The organism is Metabacillus idriensis, from assembly GCF_009674765.1.
GTDB classification, from domain to species: Bacteria; Bacillota; Bacilli; order Bacillales; family Bacillaceae; genus Bacillus_P; species Bacillus_P idriensis.
The window spans coordinates 22,604-43,913 of sequence record NZ_WKKF01000016.1 but is presented as its reverse complement, the minus strand read 5'-3'; the positions used below and the strand labels follow the sequence as shown (position 1 = coordinate 43,913).

General features: G+C 40.9%; 24 protein-coding genes. 12 read left to right on the top strand and 12 right to left on the bottom strand.

Annotation, left to right across the window (positions count from 1 at the left end; translation table 11 throughout):
- Positions 1 to 170: 170 nt before the first annotated feature.
- Genes GJU41_RS22695 through GJU41_RS22685 form a run of 3 tightly spaced genes read left to right on the top strand, consistent with a single transcriptional unit; the run spans position 171 to position 4,355 of the window.
- Positions 171 to 1,931, top strand: a complete 1,761-nt coding sequence (locus GJU41_RS22695) for a cache domain-containing sensor histidine kinase (RefSeq protein ID WP_070875272.1) — start codon at positions 171 to 173, stop codon at positions 1,929 to 1,931.
- Positions 1,932 to 1,950: 19 nt separating this feature from the next.
- Positions 1,951 to 3,096 (top strand): response regulator, encoded by a 1,146-nt coding sequence (locus GJU41_RS22690; RefSeq protein ID WP_170292892.1) that lies wholly within the window; start codon positions 1,951 to 1,953, stop codon positions 3,094 to 3,096.
- The gene (locus GJU41_RS22685; RefSeq protein WP_070875274.1) at positions 3,093 to 4,355 is read left to right on the top strand and encodes an ABC transporter substrate-binding protein; all 1,263 of its coding nucleotides are present in this window, start codon (positions 3,093 to 3,095) and stop codon (positions 4,353 to 4,355) included. The genes GJU41_RS22690 and GJU41_RS22685 overlap by 4 nt, the downstream gene beginning before the upstream one ends.
- A 282-nt stretch (positions 4,356 to 4,637) precedes the next feature.
- Here the strand turns inward: GJU41_RS22685 and GJU41_RS22680 are convergent, their stop codons facing one another.
- The 3 genes from GJU41_RS22680 to GJU41_RS22670 are packed head-to-tail and all read right to left on the bottom strand — an operon-like array spanning position 4,638 to position 5,805.
- The gene (locus GJU41_RS22680; RefSeq protein ID WP_070875276.1) at positions 4,638 to 4,964 is read right to left on the bottom strand and encodes an antibiotic biosynthesis monooxygenase family protein; all 327 of its coding nucleotides are present in this window, start codon (positions 4,962 to 4,964) and stop codon (positions 4,638 to 4,640) included.
- A complete protein-coding gene (locus tag GJU41_RS22675; RefSeq protein WP_070875277.1) occupies positions 4,939 to 5,529 on the bottom strand; it encodes a GNAT family N-acetyltransferase in 591 nt (196 codons plus the stop codon). Before GJU41_RS22675 ends, GJU41_RS22680 begins: the two co-directional genes overlap by 26 nt.
- Positions 5,530 to 5,571: 42 nt before the next feature.
- On the bottom strand, positions 5,572 to 5,805 hold the full coding sequence (locus GJU41_RS22670) for a cyclase (RefSeq protein WP_070875278.1): 234 nt from the start codon (positions 5,803 to 5,805) through the stop codon (positions 5,572 to 5,574).
- Between the two features lie 193 nt (positions 5,806 to 5,998).
- On the opposite strand from GJU41_RS22670, the gene GJU41_RS22665 reads away from it, so the two are divergent.
- Entirely contained in the window at positions 5,999 to 7,459 is a 1,461-nt protein-coding gene (locus GJU41_RS22665) for a glycoside hydrolase family 68 protein (RefSeq protein WP_070875279.1), read from the top strand.
- 77 nt (positions 7,460 to 7,536) lie between these two features.
- Positions 7,537 to 9,105 carry a glycoside hydrolase family 32 protein gene (locus GJU41_RS22660; RefSeq protein WP_070875280.1) on the top strand — a complete coding sequence of 523 codons (1,569 nt, stop codon included), beginning with the start codon at positions 7,537 to 7,539 and terminating at the stop codon, positions 9,103 to 9,105.
- An 864-nt stretch (positions 9,106 to 9,969) separates the two neighbouring features.
- Here GJU41_RS22660 and GJU41_RS22655 read toward each other — a convergent pair.
- Complete coding sequence (locus tag GJU41_RS22655) at positions 9,970 to 10,686, bottom strand: hypothetical protein (protein WP_070875281.1); 717 nt, start codon at positions 10,684 to 10,686, stop codon at positions 9,970 to 9,972.
- 553 nt (positions 10,687 to 11,239) lie between these two features.
- Here GJU41_RS22655 and GJU41_RS22650 point away from each other — a divergent pair.
- Positions 11,240 to 11,728 carry a hypothetical protein gene (locus GJU41_RS22650; protein ID WP_154319685.1) on the top strand — a complete coding sequence of 163 codons (489 nt, stop codon included), beginning with the start codon at positions 11,240 to 11,242 and terminating at the stop codon, positions 11,726 to 11,728.
- 194 nt (positions 11,729 to 11,922) lie between these two features.
- On the opposite strand, the gene GJU41_RS22645 is transcribed toward GJU41_RS22650, so the two are convergent.
- The 5 genes from GJU41_RS22645 to GJU41_RS22625 all read right to left on the bottom strand — a co-directional run bounded on the left by GJU41_RS22645 (position 11,923) and on the right by GJU41_RS22625 (position 14,973).
- Positions 11,923 to 12,246 carry a hypothetical protein gene (locus GJU41_RS22645; protein WP_154319684.1) on the bottom strand — a complete coding sequence of 108 codons (324 nt, stop codon included), beginning with the start codon at positions 12,244 to 12,246 and terminating at the stop codon, positions 11,923 to 11,925.
- 367 nt (positions 12,247 to 12,613) lie between these two features.
- On the bottom strand, positions 12,614 to 13,363 hold the full coding sequence (locus GJU41_RS22640) for an ABC transporter permease (protein WP_154319683.1): 750 nt from the start codon (positions 13,361 to 13,363) through the stop codon (positions 12,614 to 12,616).
- Positions 13,364 to 14,125: an ABC transporter ATP-binding protein gene (locus tag GJU41_RS22635; protein WP_070875285.1), complete on the bottom strand. Its 762-nt coding sequence runs from the start codon at positions 14,123 to 14,125 to the stop codon at positions 13,364 to 13,366.
- A 128-nt stretch (positions 14,126 to 14,253) separates the two neighbouring features.
- A complete protein-coding gene (locus tag GJU41_RS22630) occupies positions 14,254 to 14,607 on the bottom strand; it encodes a DUF1048 domain-containing protein (protein WP_070875286.1) in 354 nt (117 codons plus the stop codon).
- 45 nt (positions 14,608 to 14,652) lie between these two features.
- Positions 14,653 to 14,973, bottom strand: coding sequence for a PadR family transcriptional regulator (locus tag GJU41_RS22625; protein WP_070875287.1), 321 nt, complete (start codon positions 14,971 to 14,973; stop codon positions 14,653 to 14,655).
- A gap of 529 nt (positions 14,974 to 15,502) precedes the next feature.
- Between GJU41_RS22625 and GJU41_RS25125 the strand changes: the two genes are divergently transcribed.
- Complete coding sequence (locus GJU41_RS25125; RefSeq protein WP_224771489.1) at positions 15,503 to 15,889, top strand: helix-turn-helix domain-containing protein; 387 nt, start codon at positions 15,503 to 15,505, stop codon at positions 15,887 to 15,889.
- A gap of 34 nt (positions 15,890 to 15,923) precedes the next feature.
- Here the strand turns inward: GJU41_RS25125 and GJU41_RS22615 are convergent, their stop codons facing one another.
- Entirely contained in the window at positions 15,924 to 16,727 is an 804-nt protein-coding gene (locus GJU41_RS22615; protein ID WP_154319681.1) for a hypothetical protein, read from the bottom strand.
- Positions 16,728 to 16,824: 97 nt separating this feature from the next.
- Positions 16,825 to 17,214 carry a helix-turn-helix domain-containing protein gene (locus GJU41_RS25120; RefSeq protein WP_224771488.1) on the bottom strand — a complete coding sequence of 130 codons (390 nt, stop codon included), beginning with the start codon at positions 17,212 to 17,214 and terminating at the stop codon, positions 16,825 to 16,827.
- A 151-nt stretch (positions 17,215 to 17,365) separates the two neighbouring features.
- Here GJU41_RS25120 and GJU41_RS22605 point away from each other — a divergent pair, with 151 nt between their 5' ends.
- The 5 genes from GJU41_RS22605 to GJU41_RS22585 all read left to right on the top strand — a co-directional run bounded on the left by GJU41_RS22605 (position 17,366) and on the right by GJU41_RS22585 (position 20,156).
- Positions 17,366 to 17,743 carry a hypothetical protein gene (locus GJU41_RS22605; protein ID WP_154319680.1) on the top strand — a complete coding sequence of 126 codons (378 nt, stop codon included), beginning with the start codon at positions 17,366 to 17,368 and terminating at the stop codon, positions 17,741 to 17,743.
- Between the two features lie 13 nt (positions 17,744 to 17,756).
- Positions 17,757 to 17,960 carry a hypothetical protein gene (locus tag GJU41_RS22600; RefSeq protein WP_154319679.1) on the top strand — a complete coding sequence of 68 codons (204 nt, stop codon included), beginning with the start codon at positions 17,757 to 17,759 and terminating at the stop codon, positions 17,958 to 17,960.
- Positions 17,953 to 19,098, top strand: coding sequence for an FtsK/SpoIIIE domain-containing protein (locus tag GJU41_RS22595; protein ID WP_154319678.1), 1,146 nt, complete (start codon positions 17,953 to 17,955; stop codon positions 19,096 to 19,098). Before GJU41_RS22600 ends, GJU41_RS22595 begins: the two co-directional genes overlap by 8 nt.
- Positions 19,095 to 19,748 carry a replication-relaxation family protein gene (locus GJU41_RS22590; protein ID WP_154319677.1) on the top strand — a complete coding sequence of 218 codons (654 nt, stop codon included), beginning with the start codon at positions 19,095 to 19,097 and terminating at the stop codon, positions 19,746 to 19,748. The genes GJU41_RS22595 and GJU41_RS22590 overlap by 4 nt, the downstream gene beginning before the upstream one ends.
- Before the next feature lie 72 nt (positions 19,749 to 19,820).
- Complete coding sequence (locus GJU41_RS22585) at positions 19,821 to 20,156, top strand: hypothetical protein (protein WP_154319676.1); 336 nt, start codon at positions 19,821 to 19,823, stop codon at positions 20,154 to 20,156.
- A 99-nt stretch (positions 20,157 to 20,255) separates the two neighbouring features.
- On the opposite strand, the gene darG is transcribed toward GJU41_RS22585, so the two are convergent.
- The gene (gene darG, locus GJU41_RS22580; RefSeq protein ID WP_154319675.1) at positions 20,256 to 21,296 is read right to left on the bottom strand and encodes a type II toxin-antitoxin system antitoxin DNA ADP-ribosyl glycohydrolase DarG; all 1,041 of its coding nucleotides are present in this window, start codon (positions 21,294 to 21,296) and stop codon (positions 20,256 to 20,258) included.
- Positions 21,297 to 21,310: the final 14 nt, after the last annotated feature.

Sequence of the window (21,310 nt, the reverse complement as noted above, 5' to 3'; positions counted from 1 at the left end):
ATTTCGGCAAGGGAACATAATATAAGATCTCCCTGCGAAAAATATAAGGATAATTGGCCTTTTACAAATCCTACTTGTGCACGATTGACTTGGATTTTGGGTTTGATATAGTTTTAGGATGCTAAAGAGAGAAAGCCGTTTTTCAGCCTTCCGCGAAAGGAGTGACTCCTGTGAAAAGCATACAAAGCCGCCTGTTGATCATGCTGCTGATTTTCATTGTTCTGCCCTATTTCCTGTCTGTTTTTTTCATCTACACCTATACAAAAAGCAGTGTTGAGCAGCATGAACTTGAAAACAGCCGGGAACAGCTTCAGAAGAATGCGGATGAGCTGGAGCAGTATTTTGACGGCATGATCGATTTTCCTTACATCCTTTACCGGAACCCTGATCTTTTCAGGATTTTTAACAACGGCTTTGAAGACTCCATTTATTTCAGTCCCAAGACGATGGAAAAGAGTCTCGAAACCTTTTACCTGATGAGAAACGAAATCAGGCAAATTAGGTTCTATATTAATAAAAACAAAGAATCATTCACGCTGTACAATGCGATGATCAGCACACGCAGATATCAGCCTGAATTTCTTAAGCAGAGTCCAATTAAAGAGCTGTATGCTTCTGATTCGAATTATCTAATAGAGCCTCCCCACCCGCTTGTCAATTACAACAACGCAGCAATTGTTCCAAAGTCAGACAAAACGATGGTGATGACGTTTCATCACAAGATTACAGATGTCCTCTCCAGGAAATTTCTCGGGATCATCACGATTGACATTGACATGGGCGGCTACGCGCGCATCTGCAATAACCTTGTGCAGGGTGATGAATCTTCTGTTCTGCTTATTGATTCTGAAGATCGTGTTCTGTATTCAAATGACCGTGAACGGATTGGAAAACCTCTTTCTAAGCAGCTTCTGAACGGAAATGGGAGCGGCAAGGATGACAATATTCTGCTTTCAAAAGAGCTATCCGGCTCATTAAACGGCTGGAAGCTGATCAAAATCACCTCCAGTCAGGCCTTATATGAAGATGTCAGAAAAACCGCGTATACGAATATCCTTGTCGGACTTGGCGTAGGTTTGCTGGGCCTCCTGATGATTGGCATTATCTCAAATCGAATTACCCGCCCGATCGCTAAGCTGAGCAGCAAAATCCGTTCCATTGAAGGCGGAAATCTAAATGTGCCGTTTGATGATGATAGAGATGATGAAATCGGCCATCTTGAATCTCACATGAAAGATATGATGAACCGGATTAATTCCCACATTGACCGGGAATATAAGCTTGAAATTGAAAACAGGAAAAATCAGTTCAGAGTATTAAAATCACAGATTAACCCGCATTTCCTGTTCAATGCCCTGCAATCAATTGGAGCAGTTGCTTTAAGGTCAAATGCTCCAAAGGTGTATCAATTGATTACCTCCCTTTCCAGAATGATGCGCTACTCCCTGCAGGCGGATCAATGGGTGCGGGTGCGGGATGAAGCTGACTACACAAAAGCATACCTGTCTCTGCAATTAGAACGATTCGGTGAAACGGTCGGCTATTCAGTTGATATCGATGAGTCCATATTGGAGATGACTATTCCAAGTATGATTCTGCAGCCGCTCGCTGAAAATTTCTTTAAACACACATATGAGGATGGCTACAGCAGCGCTCACCTGTCCATTATTGGAAAGAAAAGTGGGGACCATCTGCATTTTCTTGTGGAGAATGACGGCCCGGGCATTGCACCAGATGAGCTTCAGGCCCTGAGGAACAATATCTGCACACCTCCATACGAAGGGACCTATTCACATGAACATATCGGCCTGAAGAATATCCGTGACAGATTGCTGCTGAGGTATGGGCCTGGTGCCGAATTTAACGTTGATTCAAAAAACGGAAAAGGTTTTTCAGTAAGCATGAAAATCCCGATAGATGTCTCCCAATGAAGGAAAGGAGCTGAACACAGTGAAAGCACTGATTGTCGACGATGAATTCAATGTGCGGGATGTCATCCGCCATTTAGGCCAGTGGGAACAGCACGGAATTACCAAGCTGCTTGAGGCAAGCAACGGCAAGGAAGCGAAGAAATGGATTGAAAAAGAAAAGCCCGAGCTGATTTTTACAGATATCAAAATGCCAGGAATTACCGGAATGGAACTGATTGAGTGGCTTGATTCGATTTCATACCCGGGAAAAGTGATTTTTATCACTGGATACAACGATTACTCCTATATGCGAAAGGCCATCCAGCATAGCAGCTTCGACTATTTGCTGAAGCCGATTGAATATGAAGCGTTCAATCATACCCTGGAAAAATCCGTACAGGCCTGGAAGGATGATTACCAGCATGCAGAAGTGCTTGAAGACGCGAAAAAACTGAGAAGAAATCAGCTGGCCACTGCGATCTGTCTTGGAGAGCGTCCCGACGCAGACAGCTTAACCGAGTTTCTTCCTGAAGCGGAGGGCTATGAACTGACACTCCTCTCCTTTTATCAGATGCATAATCCGGATTCTTATGTCGAAAAATTAGCAGATGAACTGATAGAACGCAAATTAGGAAATGCATTTTCCCTTCAGACAGATTTGAATCTCTGCCTTGTCATCACAATCCGCGACCAGTGGCTGTCTGCAGAAGAATGGATCAGCCAGGAAATCGATGTTCCTGTAAGACTTGTTACCGGAGAGCCGATTGGGTCGCTGCCTGAAATCCGGACTTCTTATCAAGCATTGGAGAAAAAGCTTGAGGAGCAGGATTTCAGATCGATTCACCGGCTGGATGAAATCGATGCCGCCCGGCGCTTGGAGGATATCGTTTCCTATGTTGAGACGTATTACATGGAGGATTTGAGTCTGGAAAAGCTGTCGAACGTCTTTTTTTTAAGCAGAGAGCATATCTCACGTAAATTCAAGCACGAAACCGGAATGACCCTTTCCAAATACATTACCGATCTCAGGATCAAACAAGCAAAAACATGGCTGCGGGGAACGGAAAAAAGCATCTATTCCATCGCGACCATGCTCGGCTATCAGGATGAAATCTATTTTTCTAAGCTGTTTAAAAAAGTAGTCGGCATGACGCCGTTTGAGTTCAGGAAGGGAGCAGCAGAATGAAAAAGATCATTTTTCTTATAATGGCCAGCCTGCTGCTTTCTGCCTGTCAGAACGAAGCAAAGCCTGAAAACCCTGAAAAGAAAGAGACGCAGATTACGCTTGATCTAAGAAATCCAAAAGTAGAGGTCTCCACCCAATTTGAAGAAATGACGCGCGCATATGAACAGGAAAATCCACATGTGAATATCCGCGTGCATACCGTTGGAGGCGCCATGGATGACCTGTCCGATCTCAAGGCGGAAATGGCGACTGGCGCCGGACCGGATATTTTCACAAACACCGGCTATGAAAATACCAAGCTGTGGCAGAACTACCTTGAGGATCTGTCAGAAGAGCCATGGATAAATCAGGCATATCAGGAAGCACTGAAACCGGTCACGTTGAACGGCAAGGTTTACGGAATGCCGATTAACCTTGAAGGCTATGGATTTATTTATAATAAGGAACTGTTTAACAAAGCCGGCATTACCGAACCGCCTGACACTCTTACTGAGCTTGTGGCAGCTGCCGAAAAACTGAAGAAGGCGGGCATCACTCCATTTGCAACAGGCTACTATGAAGACTGGAAGCTTGGCGATCACCTGATGAATGTCGCATTCGCCCAGCAGGAGAATACAGAAGCGTTTATCCAAAACCTGAATGACGGAACGGAAAAAATCAGCACGAATCAAAACTTTGAGGACTTGCTTAACCTGCTCGATCTCACCTTAGAATATGGAAACGATAATCCTCTGACTACTGACTACACGATGGAAGTCAATCTCTTTACTTCTGGAAAAGCAGCCATCATTCAGCAGGGCAACTGGATCCAGCCGATGATTGATCAAGCTGCGCCGAACATGAACATTGGTTTTATGCCAATACCGATTAATGATCGTCCCGTTAAGGAAGCCCTTGTAGTCAGTGTTCCAAACTACTGGGCCGTCAACAAACAGTCCAGTCCAGATAAGAAAAAAGAGGCAAAAAAGTTTTTAAATTGGATGGTGTCTTCCGAGCAGGGCAAGCGGTACATGACGGAAGAATTCAAATTCATCCCTGCGTTCCATCATATCAAGTCTAATAATCTGGGCCCGCTTGCCGAAGAAACGTTGCGCAATTACAAAAATGGCAACACCGTCCCTTCTAACTGGTTCCACTTTCCCGTCGGAATCCGGGAAGAATTCGGCGCCGCCACTCAGCTCTATGTCGGAAAACAGCTGAACCGCACGCAGCTGCTTAATGAATATCAGAATTCCTGGGAGAGGTTTTCGGGGGAATAGGCATACCGCTTTTGGGAGGCGGTATGCTTTTTTTCTTATAGGTGAGGCTGAATCGGTGAAGATAGTGTTGCAAAACCGGGTTTGACGCACTTTCTTCGGCATTTCCGGTGATGATTGTGTTGCAAAACAGGGTTTGACGCACTTCCTTCGGCATTTCCGGTGATGATTGTGTTGCAAAACCCAGTTTGGCGCACTTTCTTCAGCTCAACTGCTGTTGAAAATGTTCCAATACGGCGATCAGCGCACTTTCTCAGATCCGCCGCAGATAAAATCTCTCCAATATTACATCTCAAAAAAACTTTGTCTCTCAACTTTGCACACCCTAAGAGAAAACGCTTTGTACCATTCCGCTTTTCCTCGATCTTGGGCTGCCAAATGAGCAGACTGCTCCTTCCACTTTTGGATGGAGTCCAGCGAATTCCAATACGAAACGGTAATCCCCAGTTCTTCATCCCGCGCGCTTTCCACTCCTAAAAATCCGCTCTGATGAGAGGCGAGCTCCACCATCTTATCCGCCATTCTTCCGTACCCATTGTCCTCGTCCGTTCTCTCTGATGCAAAAATCACTGCATAATAAGGCGGTTCAGGTGTTCTGGCAATTCCGCTCATATGTACTCATTTCCCCCCTTTTCATCCAATCTTCCCTTGTCAATTTCATATTAATCGAATCGATCCATTCCCCTTCAAACTCTAATTCATTTTTATCTACACTACATGTAACAAACCCCAGCTTCTCATACACGTTCATCGCCCGCGGGTTAAAAGCAAAAACACTCAGAGTCAGACAGTTCAGTGCTGTACTTTTAAAAACATAGTCGATGATCAGCCGGGATGCTTCTGTACCCAGTCCGCGGTCTCTGCCTCTCGGACCAATGAGAATTCTGAAATTCATGCTTTGCTGCTTCTCATCATAAAGATTGACGACAGCTTCTCCCACCAGAACATCTTGAGCCTGATCAATAATCGCAAGATCCAGACGCTCTATTTGCTCATGTCTGGACTTATACCACTTGTAAACCTCTTCTCTGTCGTAGTCGTCTGAACTGCCAGTATATTTTTGAACGACAGGATCCTTTAAACATTCTTCTATATAAGGTAAATCTTCATCTGCTTTAAACGGTCTAAGAATCACTCTTTCTCCTGTAATGACCGGCTTCATGCTCAAATCCACCATTTTTTTCTCCTCTCTTCACCAATCCAGAATCTAAAAACACATTTATTGACCGGCATTTTCTTCAGCAGATTTTCGTTTATGTTTTTCCGCAATGATTTTTTTGTTAAAAATCCTCACATCGCCAACCATCAGCAGCCTCATATCTTCTACGATATATTTGGCCAGATCCTCATTAGAAATGTCTTCTCCTTCAATATCAAGCCGAAATTCCTGCCCCTGAAGTCCGCCCCCGTTAGTAAACTCGATTTCAAAATCGAATTGAACTCTTTTATCCATTTGACGCCTCCTTAAACGTTTGGTTAAATCTCAATGTCATTGTAACTTCCACAAAAAGAGCATTAACCCTTCTTTCAAGCCAATATCAATATACGACTAAATTCCAATCAATATGTGCCATACCTCTTCTTTTAGGACTAGCCTATAATTCTAATTGTACTAATAAAACAACATATAACGAGGAGGAAGACTTATGAACTTTAGCAGGCTTGCCAAACAGGCAACAGCAGTAACACTCAGTACTGGCATTCTATTAAGCGGTACTGTTACCCAGTCTTTTGCGGCTCCAAAGGATCCGGCAGATTACAAAGAAACGTACGGTACTTCACAAATCACTCGTTCCGCAATGAAAGACATGATTAACCAGCACGGTGATGCACGATATACAGTCCCTAAATTTGACGAATCTACGATTAAAAACATCCCTTCTGCCAAAAAAGTAACCGAATCAGGCGAAACAATTGATATGGATGTATGGGATACATGGCCTCTCCAAAATGCAGATGGCACTGTAGCAGAATATAAAGGCTATCATATTGTTTTCGGATTAGCCGGCGATCCTAAAAACGCAAACGACACATTCATCTACCTGTTCTACAAAAAAGCAGGCGACAACTCTCTTGACGCTTGGAAAAATGCGGGACGCGTATTCGATAACAATGACAAAAACGTTCCAAATGATCCTTACTTAAAGCATCAAGCAGAAGAATGGTCAGGTTCTGCAACATTCACTGCAGACGGCGAAGTCCGCTTGTTCTATACAAACCGCGAACCATATACAGCTGATACAGGTCATTACGGGAAGCAAACCCTGACGACTGCTCAAGTTAATCTTTCTCAGCCTGATTCTAAAACATTAAAAGTTGATGGTGTTGAGGATTATAAATCCATCTATGAAGGCAAAGACAGCAAGTACTATCAAACGGTAGACAAGTTTGTAGAGGACGGAGCACCTTCTGATAACCATACGTTCAGAGACCCTCACTACATTGAAGAAGACGGCCGCAAGTATCTTGTATTTGAAGCTAATACAGGCACAGAGTATGGCTACCAAGGAGAAGAATCTCTTTACAATCAAGCCTACTACGGCAATAGCAACAAATTTTTCCAGGAAGAAAAAACAAACCTTCTGAACAGTGACAAGAAACAGCTGGCTGAAGTAGCAAACGGCGCAATCGGAATCATTGAAATCAACGACGATTATTCTCTTAAAAAAGAAATGAAGCCGCTGATCGTATCAAACACAGTAACTGATGAAATTGAGCGTCCAAACATCTTCAAAAAGGACGGCAAATGGTACCTGTTCACAAGCTCACGCGGATCTAAGATGACGATTGACGGAATGGACAATCAGGATATCTACTTGTTAGGCTATGTGTCTAATTCCCTTACTGGCGACTACAAGCCGCTAAATAAAACGGGAATTGTGCTCCATCAGGACCTGGATCCAAATGATATCACTTGGAACTATGCTCACTATGCCATTCCTCAAGAAGGCAGCGACAATACAGTGGTCACAAGCTATATGACAAACAGAGGATTCTTTGAAGACCACAAATCAACATTTGCTCCAAGTTTCAAGCTGAACATTAAAGGTAACAAAACTTCAGTTGTAAAAGACAGTATTCTTGAACAAGGCCAGATTACAGATTAAGTAAGAATCAAAGAAAAAAAGAGAAAGAAAATGTCACTTGGCATTTTCTTTTTCTATTTTAAAAAGTGGTGAATGTAATGAGCAAAAAACGAGTTTTCAAAAAAAGCTACAAGATTGCCGGCATCATAATCATTGGATTGTGGATGGTAATCAGCACCGGATTTTTAATTCAAACATTTTTTGAAACAAAAGAAGTGCCCCCAGAGGAAAAAGAAGAGTATTCCTACCGGGCAGCCTATCATTTTACGGCACCTGATCATTGGAAAAACGATCCGCAGAAGCCGGTTTACTATGAAGGAACGTATCATTATTACTATCTGTATAACGGGGACTATCCGGATGGCAACGGAACAGAGTGGCGCCACGCCACCTCAAAAGACCTTGTGCACTGGAAAGACGAAGGCGTTGCCATCCCGAAATACACGAATGAAAATGGAGATCCATGGTCTGGATCTGTTGTCATAGATAAAGAAAACACGGCCGGGTTCGGAAAAGATGCTTTTATCGCCGTCGTAACCCAGCCATCTAAGAACGGCCAGAAGCAGGAACAGTTCCTCTGGTACAGCACAGATAAAGGCAAAACGTTTAAGCCATACAGCGAAGAGCCGGTCATGAAGAACCCAGGTCCAAAGGATTTCAGAGATCCCAAAATCATCTGGGATGACACCCATCATAAATGGATCATGACCATGGCAGAAGGCAGCAAAATAGGCTTTTATGAGTCTGACAACTTGAAAGATTGGCGCTACACAAGCAGCATTTCCACCGAAAACCTCGGCGTGCTTGAATGCCCTGATCTCTTCCGCATGCGCGCCGATGACGGCACTGAAAAGTGGGTGCTGGGCTTCAGCGCAAACGGAAAAATTGCAGGCAAACCAAACACCTACGCCTATTGGACAGGATCGTTCGACGGTTCCGAATTCAAACCGGACAGCCAAGAACTCCTATGGCTTGACTACGGCTTTGACTGGTACGGCGGCGTTACATTCGAAGACGCAGAAGGCGATCAATTGAAAAAACGCTACGCCCTCGCCTGGATGAACAACTGGGCCTACGCCGACAATACGCCAACAATGGACGAAGACTTCAACGGCTTAGACTCCATTGTGCGTGAAATCGAACTGAAGCATGAAGGAGAAGATCAGTATTATCTTTCTTCACAGCCCATAAAAGCATTAGATGAATTGTCAAAAGTATCGAATGCTTATGACGAAATCAAAGTGAATGGCTCGAAAACACTTGATGTGAAGGCTGATGCCTATCAATTGGAGGCAGACATTTCATGGTCTGATCTTTTGCATGCAGGCTTTAGGCTGAGAGAATCAGCAGACAAGAAACGCCACGTTGACGTCGGGATATCATCTGAAGGGAATTACTCGTTTGTTAATCGGGCGTTTACAGATCATCCTGATAAAACAAATCAATTCGTTGAAAGCACTGCACCATTTGACGCTAGTAAGAAGAAGGTTCATTTAAAGATTCTTGTTGATAAAACTAGCATTGAAGTTTTTGTGGATGATGGAAAGGCTGTACATTCAAGTTTGGTATTCCCTCAGCCTGATGATAAAGGGATTACTCTCTTTTCTGAAGGTGGAAAAGCAGTTTTTGAGAATGTGAAGGTTAAGCATTTTGATTCGATCCATTGAACCTCGTCTGCAAAGAAATTATTCTTGGTGTATTTTTAAAAAACACAAAATTAAAATGCGTCAAATCCTTTTAAATTAGGGTTTGACGCTTTTTTATAGAATGAAATAACATCATAAAGCTCCTGATTTTGTCGATATCTAATCAGAATATGTAGATATTTCCCGGGAATTAGTCGGAATATGAAAAATAGTGATGTAGAATATTGGTTGATGTGTATCATGTATCGCTATTTGTTACACTGATTCTTTCTAACTTTCTGTTGATATACACGCCTTCTAGTTTTATCGTCTAGAGTATAACCATATCGAGTAACGGTATAAGCGTTGAATGACTGATTAGAAACGATATTACTATTTAAAACTCATTAAGGTTCTGGGGATATATTTGCAAGTTGTATCGCCCTGCGATACGAAACCCATCAGATAAGATGACCCTGTCTGAGTTTTATTCAATTGGGTTAAATCATCATTTGTTTTATTTATTGCAATCTGTCTTTAGCTTAATCGTCTAGGTTCTTTCCATATCGCCTCCTGCTACAAGCGATTCAATACCTTATGGAACAAAGATACACCAATCCCCATCAAAAACTCAGTTGTGTCTCAATATCAAACCTACCTTTCTATTAAAGGTGAAGGTTCTGGGGATTCATACGCACGTTATATCGCCCAGCGATACGATACAAAAAAAGAGCCGATTCCCCCCTTTCTTGAACAACTCCATTAATGATGATGTTCTTGAAAGAAGGAATCGCCTCCAATTCTTAGCTGACCCTTCGTTTGCTTTGTAAGAGCGCGGTGATACCATGTTATCCACACGCTCTTACAAAGCATGCACCCAAACCTGTTAATTAATGAACTATGATTTTATTCATTCTTATTCCGGAATAAAGAAAAAAGCCAGCTCCAATTTTCTCTAGGTTTTTGTATCGCTTCTTCTAAGCGTTTATTAAACTCATTTTGGGAGTTCCACTCTTGCTTTTGTTCATCGTGCATCGTTTGAATTTGTTTTTGCAGGAGCTCACTTTTTTGTTTTTCCTCCTGCAGCAATGTTTCGTAGTGATCCGTTTGCTGCTGAAGCAGTTTTTCAATTTTGGCATTCGTTTTATGTGACGAATTTCCAATCGTTGAACTTATTACATGATGATCTTGCTGGAGCCGGGAAACCGATGTTTTGAGCTGTGTTAGATCGTTTTTCAGCGCCACATTCATTTCACGTGCAGCTGCAAGTTCATTGACCACATACATAAATGCCTCTTTTAGCTGACTGGGATCATTTGGTAAATGATTATATGTATCTGGTATCGCAATCTCTGATGTATCGGATCCTTCTAATCTCTCTTTTTGTTCATAAACAAGGTCTTTGGCTGTATCGTCCAGTGGCTTGTCCGTATCGCGCAGCGCTATAAGCGCTCTGATGTCAGATTGAACAAAGATTCGCCGTTCGCCATCTTTCAGAAACTCATAACCGTTCCGCTCTAATATTTGGCCATATTTACGAACAGTGGGAGTGGCAATCCCAACTTCTTCAGCCGCTTCCTTTGAAGAGAAAGCTCGTTCATTCGGTTGTATATCACGTCGCATATCGGACCTCCTTTACTATTAAATATGAAGGCTTTTAAACCTTTTTGCAAGCTGTATCGCCGGGCGATACAAACAGTTCTATAAAAATAAGTTCGAGAACGAGTTGTTATTTATGGCTTGCCGGCAATTATTTGAAATTAATCTGATTTAAAATATTTGCTTTCTTATAATGAATGATGGATTTACGCCATACCTGCGTAATGTCAAGGCAGAGCAAGTTGCGATTTTGTTAGAGCGGCATCTATGATCTGCGTATACTTCCCAGAAAAATAAAACAGCGTCAAATCCCCAAAAATTAAGGTTTGACACTGTTTTGAGGGCTAATAATTTACAACATGCCACACCTAAGAAAGGGATGTAATCAAGTTAATGAAACATCTGCACCTAAAAGTTCATAAAAATTCCATAATTCATTTAATTAACAATAAGAATGACAATGAAAAACACCGCTTCAGCATCTATAACGGTTTTCCCTCATTATGGGCATCCGCACACTCATTTAGGTATCTGCCCGCATAAAGTACATAAGTGTACGAAGGATGGAGGCTTATGTATGATAAATTTTTATGCGTTTCAAGGAATTGTCACAGCGATCAATGATTTTAACACAGGACAAAGCGGCGAAGGCTGCTTCAAAGTATTCTCAGTAGAAAATCAATCGGGCACCACTGTAAATTTCATTGTGTCACCTTCCACCTATATTGTCGACTATGCAATGGTATCTGCCGGAGACCTGGTGACTGGATATTATGACGGAAATGCTCCTGTCCCCCTCATTTATCCGCCCCAATATCAGGCGCTGGTGGTAGTAAGAGAAAGCCAGAATCAAAATGTGAAGGTATCTTATTTCAACAATCAGCTGGTGAGCAGCGATGGACAGCTGAAGCTGAATCTATCACCCTTTACACAGACATTGCTGACAAACGGCCAGGCTTTTACTGGCAATCCCGCTAACCGTGATCTTGTTGTGATTTACGGGGCTTCCACGAAAAGCATTCCTGCTCAGACTGTTCCTTACAGGGTGATTGTATTGTGTTCATAAACGGAAAAAACACATGCTCCTGCTTAACGAGAAGTAAGAGCATGTGCCTTTTAAAATCGTATTACTAGATATTCTGCAGCCGATACATAAATTAAATCGAAGTGAGTTGTTACATAAATGGAAGATGACTCTTTTGAGGGAATAGCTTTGCAGACGAATGAAGAAGCGGATTGGGGAAAATCAGTAAACAGTCGTTATCCAAAATAAACGGAAACACTTCCTTCTTTTTTCACTATAGACAAACAGTTCAATAAAAAATCAAAAATTTGTTTTTTATCCCAACTGAAACCTTCTGACTGCAAAGCCTCATTTTTAAAGAAGAGATGACAGTCGTTTAAAGCTTGTTCAATCTGCTGCAGAGAAAAAACGGAGTGGCCTCCTGATCCGCTTACTCCTGCATTGAATTCATCAGCCCCAAGTAAACCGTACAAGATTCTGAAATTATAATTCCCCATACTGAAACGTGCGTAAGCAATTTCTTCTCCTGCTTTATTGTACCCTGAGATATCGTGACCCATATGTTTCCTCCTTTGAGATCAAGTACAATTGAATAAACGTTTGTTTACAAATGAAATCACCTCCTTGAAAAAAAGAGTTTGCGATGCGGATTTTTTGAGTTCTTGAAAAAATGGAGGAGTACTTCTAAACGTTCAGCCTATTTTAATCGTTTACACAGAGAGGATTTTTGGGAGTTTAGCAGGGAGATTTGCACAGGAGAAATGACACAGGTGTCTGCTTCAATCATTACATTTCCTGCAGTTCCAGTCAATAAACGGGCAGAAAATTTACCTAACTTTTACAATTCATCTCCTTTTTACCTTATTCGAAATGCAAAGACTGCTCAAGCATGTGAGCAGCCTTTTATATGACAATGACTTGCCTTGCTTACCCCAGCTTGCGTTTAAATTCTTTACTTGCAAAAAAGGAAGCGATGACCATGATGCAGAGGCACCAGGCAAGCGCGCTCCAGATGTCGTTTCCAGCGGAACCTTCGTACAAGAGAGCACGCAGCGTATTTACAATTGAAGTCACAGGCTGGTTTTCAGCGAAAACGCGGACAACTTTCGGCATAGTTTCAGTGGGAACAAAAGCCGAACTGATAAATGGCAGAAAGATCAGCGGGTACGAATAAGCAGTCGCCCCTTCCATAGACGATGCTTTTAATCCAGGTATGACAGAAAGCCATGTGAGCGCCAGCGTAAACAGCCCGAGTATTCCGGCTGCCGCCACCCAGCCCAGGATATCCGCGCCGGAACGGAAGCCCAGCAAGAGCGCAACGAATATGACCGCCAAGACAGAAAGAGCATTGGAAATAAGCGAGGTCAGAACGTGAGCCCACAATACCGACGACCGCTTAATGGGCATGGTCATAAAACGTGCCATCAGACCGCTTTTCACATCCGTATACAGCCGCAGGGACGTGTACGCGACCCCGGATGCGATCGTAATCAGCAGAATTCCCGGCAGCAAATAATTGACGTAGCTGTCCGTGCCTGTCTCTATGGCACCGCCAAATACATAGACAAACAGCAGCATCATCATAATCGGCGTAATCGCCACAGTAATAATGGTATCCGGACTGCGCATCATATTGCGCAGCAGACGCCCCAATAATACACCTGTATTGCTCTTCATTTACATCTCCTCCTTTTTACCGGTGATTGTGAGGAAGATTTCCTCCAATGTCGGCTGCTTCTCGATGTACTCCACTTTCACCGGCGGAAACATTTCTTTGAGTTCAGAAAGAGTACCGGTAGTGATGATTTTCCCCCCATGAAGAATGGCAATACGGTCAGCCAGTTGTTCCGCCTCCTCCAGGTACTGAGTTGTCAGGAAGATCGTCGTTCCGCCTTCCGCAAGCTCCTTGACGGTATCCCAAACTGCTTTCCTCGCTTCTGGATCAAGCCCTGTTGTCGGTTCGTCGAGAAAAATGACTGCAGGCGGCCCTATCAGGCTCATGGCAATGTCAATCCGGCGCTTCATCCCGCCGGAATAGTGATCTGCACGGCGGCTGGCCGCATCGGTCAAACTGAATCTTTCAAGCAAATTGTCTGCGACTTGAGCAGGATGGGAAACTCCACGGAGCCTGGCAATCAGCATCAGGTTTTCACGTCCGGTGAGCATGCCGTCCAAAGCTGCGAACTGACCTGTCAGGCTGATGCTCTGCCGGACATGAGCCGGCTGCCGCATTGCGTCAAAGCCGCAAATACATACTTCGCCGTCATCAGCCTTCATAAGCGTCGAGAGAATGTTAACCGCAGTTGTCTTGCCCGCTCCATTCGAACCCAGCAGTGCGAAAATTTCTCCGCGCCGCACTTCAAAATCCACCCCCTTCAGAACCTCTTTGTCTTTGAAGGATTTTTTTAACCCTTTGACAGAAATGGCAGTTTGATTCATCATTTTTCCTCCTTATTCTATGAACTGCATCCGCTATTTAGTGAGACTGATATTCTGTATCACTTACTACTAGTGCAAAAAATATCTGAACAGCAAAAGCGGACATTAGTCCAGCTATTCAGTCAAAATTATTTATTAAACTTCTCTTTTCCCAATCGCTTCATGATACTCTGATTCAAATCATCGCGATGTTTAGCCGTATACGTTCTCGCGGTTGCCACCAGGTCGTCGGCAAAGGTCGCTACGTCTTCCCCTGTGATCTCGAGCACCTGTCTGCCTTCCGCCGCTCCGCTTTCGAACAATTCGATCAGCTCATACTGGATATGCAGCATATCCATCCCGCTGCCTGCCGAGAAACTCCACATGTAATTCTGGATTTTCTTAAAGACAAACTGATAATCCTCAGGCAGGGCTTCAACCCGTGCCATCATCGTCCTATACTCTTTTTTATCACCTATCATTTTTCTAAACCATTCCATCATGCTGTTTTTCCTCCTTTTTATAAAACTGATTTATTGTTCATCCTGCTAATTGGACTTCAAGACATTGATTTTTGCAGATACAAAATCCCACTTTTTCCAAAACAGGTCAAGTTCCACCCGGCCAGCCTCATTGAGTGAATAAAACTTTCGTGGGGGTCCCATATCCGACGGTTTTTTTTCAATGTTCACCAGTTTCTTCTTTTCTAATCGAACAAGGATGGTGTAAACTGTCCCTTCCACTACTTCAGTAAACCCGAGTTCATTCAGACGGCGGGTTATCTCATAGCCATACGTTTCATGGCGGCTGATAATTTCCAGCACGCATCCTTCAAGCGATCCCTTCAGCATTTCCGTTAAATTTTCTATGTTGAGAACCTCCTTTGTTTTGTTTGACTTATAAGCCCTGTATAAAAAAGCATTTAGCTATTAAGTATTGCTTACTACTTATATATAGTATTACTAAGTAGTCGTGGTGTCAACTATTTGTAAAAATTTAGTTTTGGTATTTATTTCACTCGGTCAAAATCAAAAAGTTCCCTCCAAGATTATTTGATATGCTTTTTGTTGAATCATCGCTTCTGTATTTCCGTCTAATGAAGATTAGGATACAAAGACGACGGCACAACAAAAATAATGAAAAAAGAGGCTTCCCAAAACCTATTGGGAAACCTCTCATTTTGTTTCTGACGATAGCATATTATGCTATTTCAGGTTTCGGGGCGATGATTACATCATGCCGCCCATTCAGCGACGAACCTAATAGAATGGAATAGGACTTAATAAAACGCTAATTGACAAGCTTTCATGTTTTTTGAATATTTCATATATAATAGTTATAATTTTATTTGCGGACAAATCCGCGGACAAAAAGTTAACTGGAGGAAATCATTAAAACATGATCCAAACGATATTTAATGCTGCCACTTCTTTTCAATGTTTATCTTGTAATATCATATTTGGAGTTAACGGTCATGTAACTAAATTGCATTGTCCTTCATGCAGTTCATCAGTGCAATTATTAGGTGATGGTTTTCTTGCATACAACAAAGAAATGATTAATTTACAGACTAAAGAAGACGTTACTAATCCTCAGGAGAATACAGAGCGCCTCAAATACCCAATGGTTATGTCAGCAAAAGATGTGGCAGAGATATTGGGTGTTAATGTAAAGTTTGCATACGAAATAATGGACCGTGAAGATTTTCCTTTGATCAGATTAGGGAGAATTAAAAAAGTAAATCGAGATATGTTCTTTACATGGTTAGAGCAAGGACACGTTTAAGCCCCTCTCATAATAGAGAAGGGCATTTTAATGTTTATTGGTATTTATCTCTATTTGAAACTAATTCTTGTTTTATTTCTCTGTAATCTTTTCCTAACATAAGTAAAACCGAAATGGTCTTTTCTACTTTTACCACTTTCCTTAAGTCTTCAGTAGTAAAAGCATCTCTTAGAGCCTCTTTTCTTTCAAGTTCATAAAGTACTCTGAGTTCATTTGCAGTCATATCAAAAATGGTGTCATATACTAAATTCGTAAACTCAGCATACTCAAGTCCTTTGTTACCTCTCTTGAGTGTACCCATGTAAAATTCCTGAATAGCGTCGGTAAGTTGCCGCCTTTCACGCTTGCCAATTTCACGTTCAATTGCCCATCTTTTTTGTTCTGCATCAGATATTTCTTCAACATTAAGGAGATAACTTCTAACGGATTTTGCTACCTCAGATTCAGTAAGCAACATCCCTAATCTAAGTAATCCTCTCTTATTCACTAGGGTTAGAGCATTTACACCTTTAAAGAGAAGTTCATCCTGAACTTCTGTCTTAAAATCCTGTAATGACTTACCTTTTAAGATTCTGATTTCTCCATAATCATTAAATTCATTACGATTTCTTTTGACAAGGGACCGAACTGTCTCCACTGGCACCTCATAATACTCCGCTGCCATTTCCGTAGTTATTTCTAAACTATTCGGCAATTGTGGAAGCACTTTTACTTTCTCTAAAACCTCATCACGATAAACATGCTGATCTCTCATAGTTCTACTTTCAATAAGAACCAATTCATTTTCTTCATTTAAACCTGCTTCCAGTTGTTCCTTTTTGGATTTATTTTTCGGCATCTATTATCACTCCTTTGCGCCTATTACTTTCGACACAAACAGAATGAAAACCTTCCATTTTTATCCTTATTTATTGATTTTTTTACTTTTTCTAAAACTACATACTCCAAAAATCATCATAATTGACCTTATCATCCAGCTTCCGCAGCCCCTTTAATATCTTCCTAGCTGTGCTCATATTAGGCTGATGATCGTCATCCGAACAAAGCCTGGTGACTGTCGGCCGGGAAACCCCACTTATCTTGGAAAACTCCGATTGTGAAACACCGTGCCGATCTAACCACTTACCTAATTTTGATCTTTTTTTTCCTAATCCAAACCAATCCATTTTTCCACACTCCTCATACATTTCTACTTGTCCACCAGTCTGTCCAAAAATTTCATTTTTAAACTTTCTGCTCAAAAATTTAGCAACTTGTACAAGCAGGGCTACATAGAATTTACCAAGGCAGTTGATGAGGTAGTTAGAAAATTTTGACCAAAGCAATTACCCAAATACCTATCACGGTAAGCCTACCAAAGTAATGAAGCCTTTAAGAGTTGATATAAAAAGAAAACAAAAAGTGTTTAGTGAGAGAGGAGAGTGAAGGAACGAAGGGGGAGCGCGAGGGGGATTTAAATAACAGGGAGGCTGAAACATGGATACATGGAAAGAGATAGGAAACACCTTAAAGTACAAATATGAAAATTTGCAATGGCAGCAGGTGAACACCCCACCTTATGACATGTTCAAAGATATGGACGGTATTAAAGCAATTTGCGGAAATCCAACCCTTCCGGATAACTTAGGATGCTGGCTTGATGTCTATCACTGGAGCATCATAAAAAAACATCCTCTGTCTGAAGACATATATCAATTCATAACACACCGTGCAGCTGTTGTAAGGAATGGATTTGATAAGGAAATATCTAATTTTCAAATAAACATGGAGGCATTACCTAAGATAAAGGAATTCCCTCCACTTGAAGCATTAACAAACAGCATTGAGCTTGTATTCAATCTAATTGCTTTTTAAGGGGGAAATCATCATGATTGAACTTCTATGTGTGGGCGTTATTGGTACCTCTGTGGTCGCTGTGGCCATTGCTGAGGATAGATTGATGTCTAAGGGTATGTTTGTACAGTCAGACACACTAAGAGCCATTGTAACGGCTATATTGACTACTGGAGGAATTGGAGCGACAACATGGTTTCTATTTGAAATGACAAGGAGGTTTATCCTGAATGTTTAAAACATTTTCTTTAAAAGCTAAGCTGTCGAATGCCTTTAAAATGGCTGATGTCTCACATACTGTGCAGCATAAAGACTCTGTAAGGAAAAGATACCCGGCTATCCTGAATGCTAAAGAAAATGATGAGTATATTCTGTATGCTTTCATGATTCCTCCAGGTATGAATCCAAAGGACTTCTCGAAAAAAGAGTATATTTTTACCCAAATATTCGGCTCAAGTTATGAGCTTAAGGGCGATGGCCTGAAATATTCACTTAAAATCCACAAGAAGAAACTTGAAAAAGAACTCAAGTACAAATTTGAAGAAATTGAAGCGATCATAAAACAAGAAGGGTTTCACATGCCTATTGTTGCAGGGATGGACCCAAGCGGAGAAATGCGGGTCTATGATGCTACAAACAATCCTAATTTGTTGATATTCGGGGAACCTGGAAGCGGAAAGAGCTCAATTCTGCACGTAATTTTAACAACTCTTATCCAATTCTTTTCTCCAAAAGAATTTAACCTTTACTTAGCTGATTTTAAACAAAATGAACTATGTGTTTACGAAGGAGTTGAACACGTAAAAAACGTAAGCTATCTTGTTGATTCCTTTGCTCCAGTTCTTAAGTTATTGAAAAATGAACTAACTATACGCGGAGAATTGCTCAAAAACAACCGTGTTAGACACATAAATAAGCTACCGAAAGATAAAAAGCCACCCTATATAGTTCTTTGCATTGATGAGTTTGTAATGATTAAGAATGATGACATTATGGCTGACTTATTACAAATTGCTTCCCTTGGAAGAGCATATGGAATTTACCTCATACTTTCTATGCAGCGCCCTTCACACAAAATATTGAGTACGGATGTTCGAGGAGTTTTATCTGTAAGAATGGGCTTTCGGACTGTCGATTTGAGAAATGCAATGATTGGGGAAACTCCCGGAAGTGAAAAAATTAATGAGCCTGGTAAATACTTACTGAATCTTGATGCGTTAACGCCAATTAAAGCCCCATATTTAAATGAGGATGATGTTGAGAAGATATTGGATGTGTTTAGGTGTCCCAATCCTCCAGAAGTCGCTAATCCCCCTTTAAAGGCTCCTGAGGATGATGAATCATATGAAGACGTATTAGGAGGGCTAGACGAATGAAGAAAAGAGACCTGGCAATTTTGAAGGATCTGCAGCGTTTTAGATGTATGTCCCGAGACGATATAATCGATCTTCACTTTTCAGGATTAAAGAAGCCGGTCACCAGCTGCAACACCGTTTTAAAACGGTTAAGGAGAGACGGACAAATAGAAGTGAATGCAACCCGGCAGCCTTTCATGTATTTTTCTTCACCGGCATCAATCAAAAAAGACTCGGCAAAGATTCCTCATTTCCTGAAAATTGTTGAGTTCTATAAATCGTTGCTTCCGCATGAGCAGCCAAAATCTTATATTGTTGAGCCGAAATACGGGAAAGGTTATATGGAGCCGGACGTATTCATGAGATGGAAAAGGACCCCTTGGTTTGTGGAAATTCAGCGTTCTGTTTATTCTGAGAAGGTTATGCTTGAAAAGTACAGTCGATATCTAAGCTACTTCATGAGCAATGATTGGCAAAAAGAGCCCTGGCAACCTGAGAAAAAAATATTTCCCAAGATTATGATCGTTACCGATACGAGGTACAAATTACCTCCACATGAGCAAATGAAATTCATTCAAGTACAAAATATAAGTGAATTCATTGAAAAAACTACCCCTAAACAAAAAGAAATTCCTTCAAATATGAAGGGAATAACGGTGAAAATAGGTTAAGTGCCTGAATCGGTGCTTAACCTATTTTTCTTAGCATATAAATTTGAATAGATTTTTCTAGGAGGAATGACTATGGCCATAGTTACATTGTTAGAACACCTTAGAAATACAAAAAAGAAACATACAATTCTTGTAGGACCTGTTACCTTGAGTAGAATAGTTATTGACACATACAGTATAAGTGAAACAACCCTTTGGATATTGACTGATCAAAATCACGAAATTCAGGTTAATATCGAAAACTTCAAAGTAATCGACTTTGATGCAATCGTTTCTAATGCGCAATCAAGTATTCAAATGTTTCAATGTTTTACTAAACTTAGTGACACAGGAAAATATAATGCATATGTTCGAGATAAAAAGAATAATTGCATTATAGAGTTTTATCACATCAATTCAGATTACTAACAATAAAAACCACCTTCTATAATAAGAATGGTGGTTTTTTACACATTTCATTAATCATATTAACGGGTGTCAATGTCTAATGCTTTGCGGTTGTTAACATTAGACATTGACATTTGGTTCAATATTTTGCAAGTGATTAATAACTGCGATTATGTGATCATTTCGGAATAATCTCTTTTTTCTAGAATTCCAAGATTGAACTTTTTTTACAACTGTTTCAGGGGAATTAATTAGATCTTTGTCTTCTTTTATTAGCCAGTGTACAGTAGATAATAATTCCATACCATATGGGGTTTCAAATCCTCTTATCAACTCACTAACCTTTTTCAAAGTTTCTTGTCCTACAGGATCTTCAGACAAAAATGAATTAGCTTCCTCAACTGCACCCGGGAGTAAATAAATTTCTGCATCCTTACTTCTATCACCGTAGCCTCGAATATAATGACCTTCTATTCTTAATAAAACATGGTTTAAGTTCTCAGCATATGGACCATAAATGTATTTCTTGTAATCCAGACGAAGGGGTTCTCCTAGTTCTTGAAGAAAATAACCAATCTTTTGTATTTCTAATAAAGATAATTTATATCCTGGAGCCATATATTCATTAATTGCCGATATAAATAAAGCTCGTGATTTTGTCATATTTGGTTTAGTTGTACCTATTTTCATTTCATCTTGCTTAGGTGCTCCACCTGGTTCATACACATGAATATCTACATCTTTAAGTTTTTCTAAATGTTTTTCAATTAAGGGTTTAACATCTTTCCAGTTCAATCCCCCATTTCCACATCCTAGTGGTGGTACGGCAATTGATTTTATTCCTAAATCGCTTATTTCCTGAGCAAGTGCTACTAAACCACTTTCAACATCTTCAATTTTAGATTTATTCTTCCAATGTCTTTTTGTTGGAAAATTAATAATGTATTTAGGATTTTGAATCATGCTAACTGAAACTGTTAACATGTCTCCTGGTTTTAATAATTTTTGATCACATGATTTTTTATACTCTTTAAAGTTTTGTGGGAAGGCTTGTTTAAACTGTAATGCAATTCCTTTACCCATAACTCCAACAGTGTTAACTGTATTTACTAAAGCCTCAACATCAGCTTCTAATAAATTCCCTTTAGTATAATGAATCAATTCGACTCACCACC

Excerpts from the sequence above, each read along its gene's own strand:
- GJU41_RS22685 (WP_070875274.1), top strand. The coding sequence starts at position 3,093 with ATGAAAAAGATCATTTTTCTTATAATGGCCAGCCTGCTGCTTTCTGCC.
- GJU41_RS22680 (WP_070875276.1), bottom strand. The coding sequence starts at position 4,964 with ATGAGCGGAATTGCCAGAACACCTGAACCGCCTTATTATGCAGTGATT.
- GJU41_RS22675 (WP_070875277.1), bottom strand. The coding sequence starts at position 5,529 with ATGGTGGATTTGAGCATGAAGCCGGTCATTACAGGAGAAAGAGTGATT.
- GJU41_RS22670 (WP_070875278.1), bottom strand. The coding sequence starts at position 5,805 with ATGGATAAAAGAGTTCAATTCGATTTTGAAATCGAGTTTACTAACGGG.
- GJU41_RS22665 (WP_070875279.1), top strand. The coding sequence starts at position 5,999 with ATGAACTTTAGCAGGCTTGCCAAACAGGCAACAGCAGTAACACTCAGT.
- GJU41_RS22660 (WP_070875280.1), top strand. The coding sequence starts at position 7,537 with ATGAGCAAAAAACGAGTTTTCAAAAAAAGCTACAAGATTGCCGGCATC.
- GJU41_RS22655 (WP_070875281.1), bottom strand. The coding sequence starts at position 10,686 with ATGCGACGTGATATACAACCGAATGAACGAGCTTTCTCTTCAAAGGAA.
- GJU41_RS22650 (WP_154319685.1), top strand. The coding sequence starts at position 11,240 with ATGATAAATTTTTATGCGTTTCAAGGAATTGTCACAGCGATCAATGAT.
- GJU41_RS22645 (WP_154319684.1), bottom strand. The coding sequence starts at position 12,246 with ATGGGTCACGATATCTCAGGGTACAATAAAGCAGGAGAAGAAATTGCT.
- GJU41_RS22640 (WP_154319683.1), bottom strand. The coding sequence starts at position 13,363 with ATGAAGAGCAATACAGGTGTATTATTGGGGCGTCTGCTGCGCAATATG.
- GJU41_RS22635 (WP_070875285.1), bottom strand. The coding sequence starts at position 14,125 with ATGAATCAAACTGCCATTTCTGTCAAAGGGTTAAAAAAATCCTTCAAA.
- GJU41_RS22630 (WP_070875286.1), bottom strand. The coding sequence starts at position 14,607 with ATGATGGAATGGTTTAGAAAAATGATAGGTGATAAAAAAGAGTATAGG.
- GJU41_RS25125 (WP_224771489.1), top strand. The coding sequence starts at position 15,503 with ATGATCCAAACGATATTTAATGCTGCCACTTCTTTTCAATGTTTATCT.
- GJU41_RS22615 (WP_154319681.1), bottom strand. The coding sequence starts at position 16,727 with ATGCCGAAAAATAAATCCAAAAAGGAACAACTGGAAGCAGGTTTAAAT.
- GJU41_RS22605 (WP_154319680.1), top strand. The coding sequence starts at position 17,366 with ATGGATACATGGAAAGAGATAGGAAACACCTTAAAGTACAAATATGAA.
- GJU41_RS22600 (WP_154319679.1), top strand. The coding sequence starts at position 17,757 with ATGATTGAACTTCTATGTGTGGGCGTTATTGGTACCTCTGTGGTCGCT.
- GJU41_RS22595 (WP_154319678.1), top strand. The coding sequence starts at position 17,953 with ATGTTTAAAACATTTTCTTTAAAAGCTAAGCTGTCGAATGCCTTTAAA.
- GJU41_RS22590 (WP_154319677.1), top strand. The coding sequence starts at position 19,095 with ATGAAGAAAAGAGACCTGGCAATTTTGAAGGATCTGCAGCGTTTTAGA.
- GJU41_RS22585 (WP_154319676.1), top strand. The coding sequence starts at position 19,821 with ATGGCCATAGTTACATTGTTAGAACACCTTAGAAATACAAAAAAGAAA.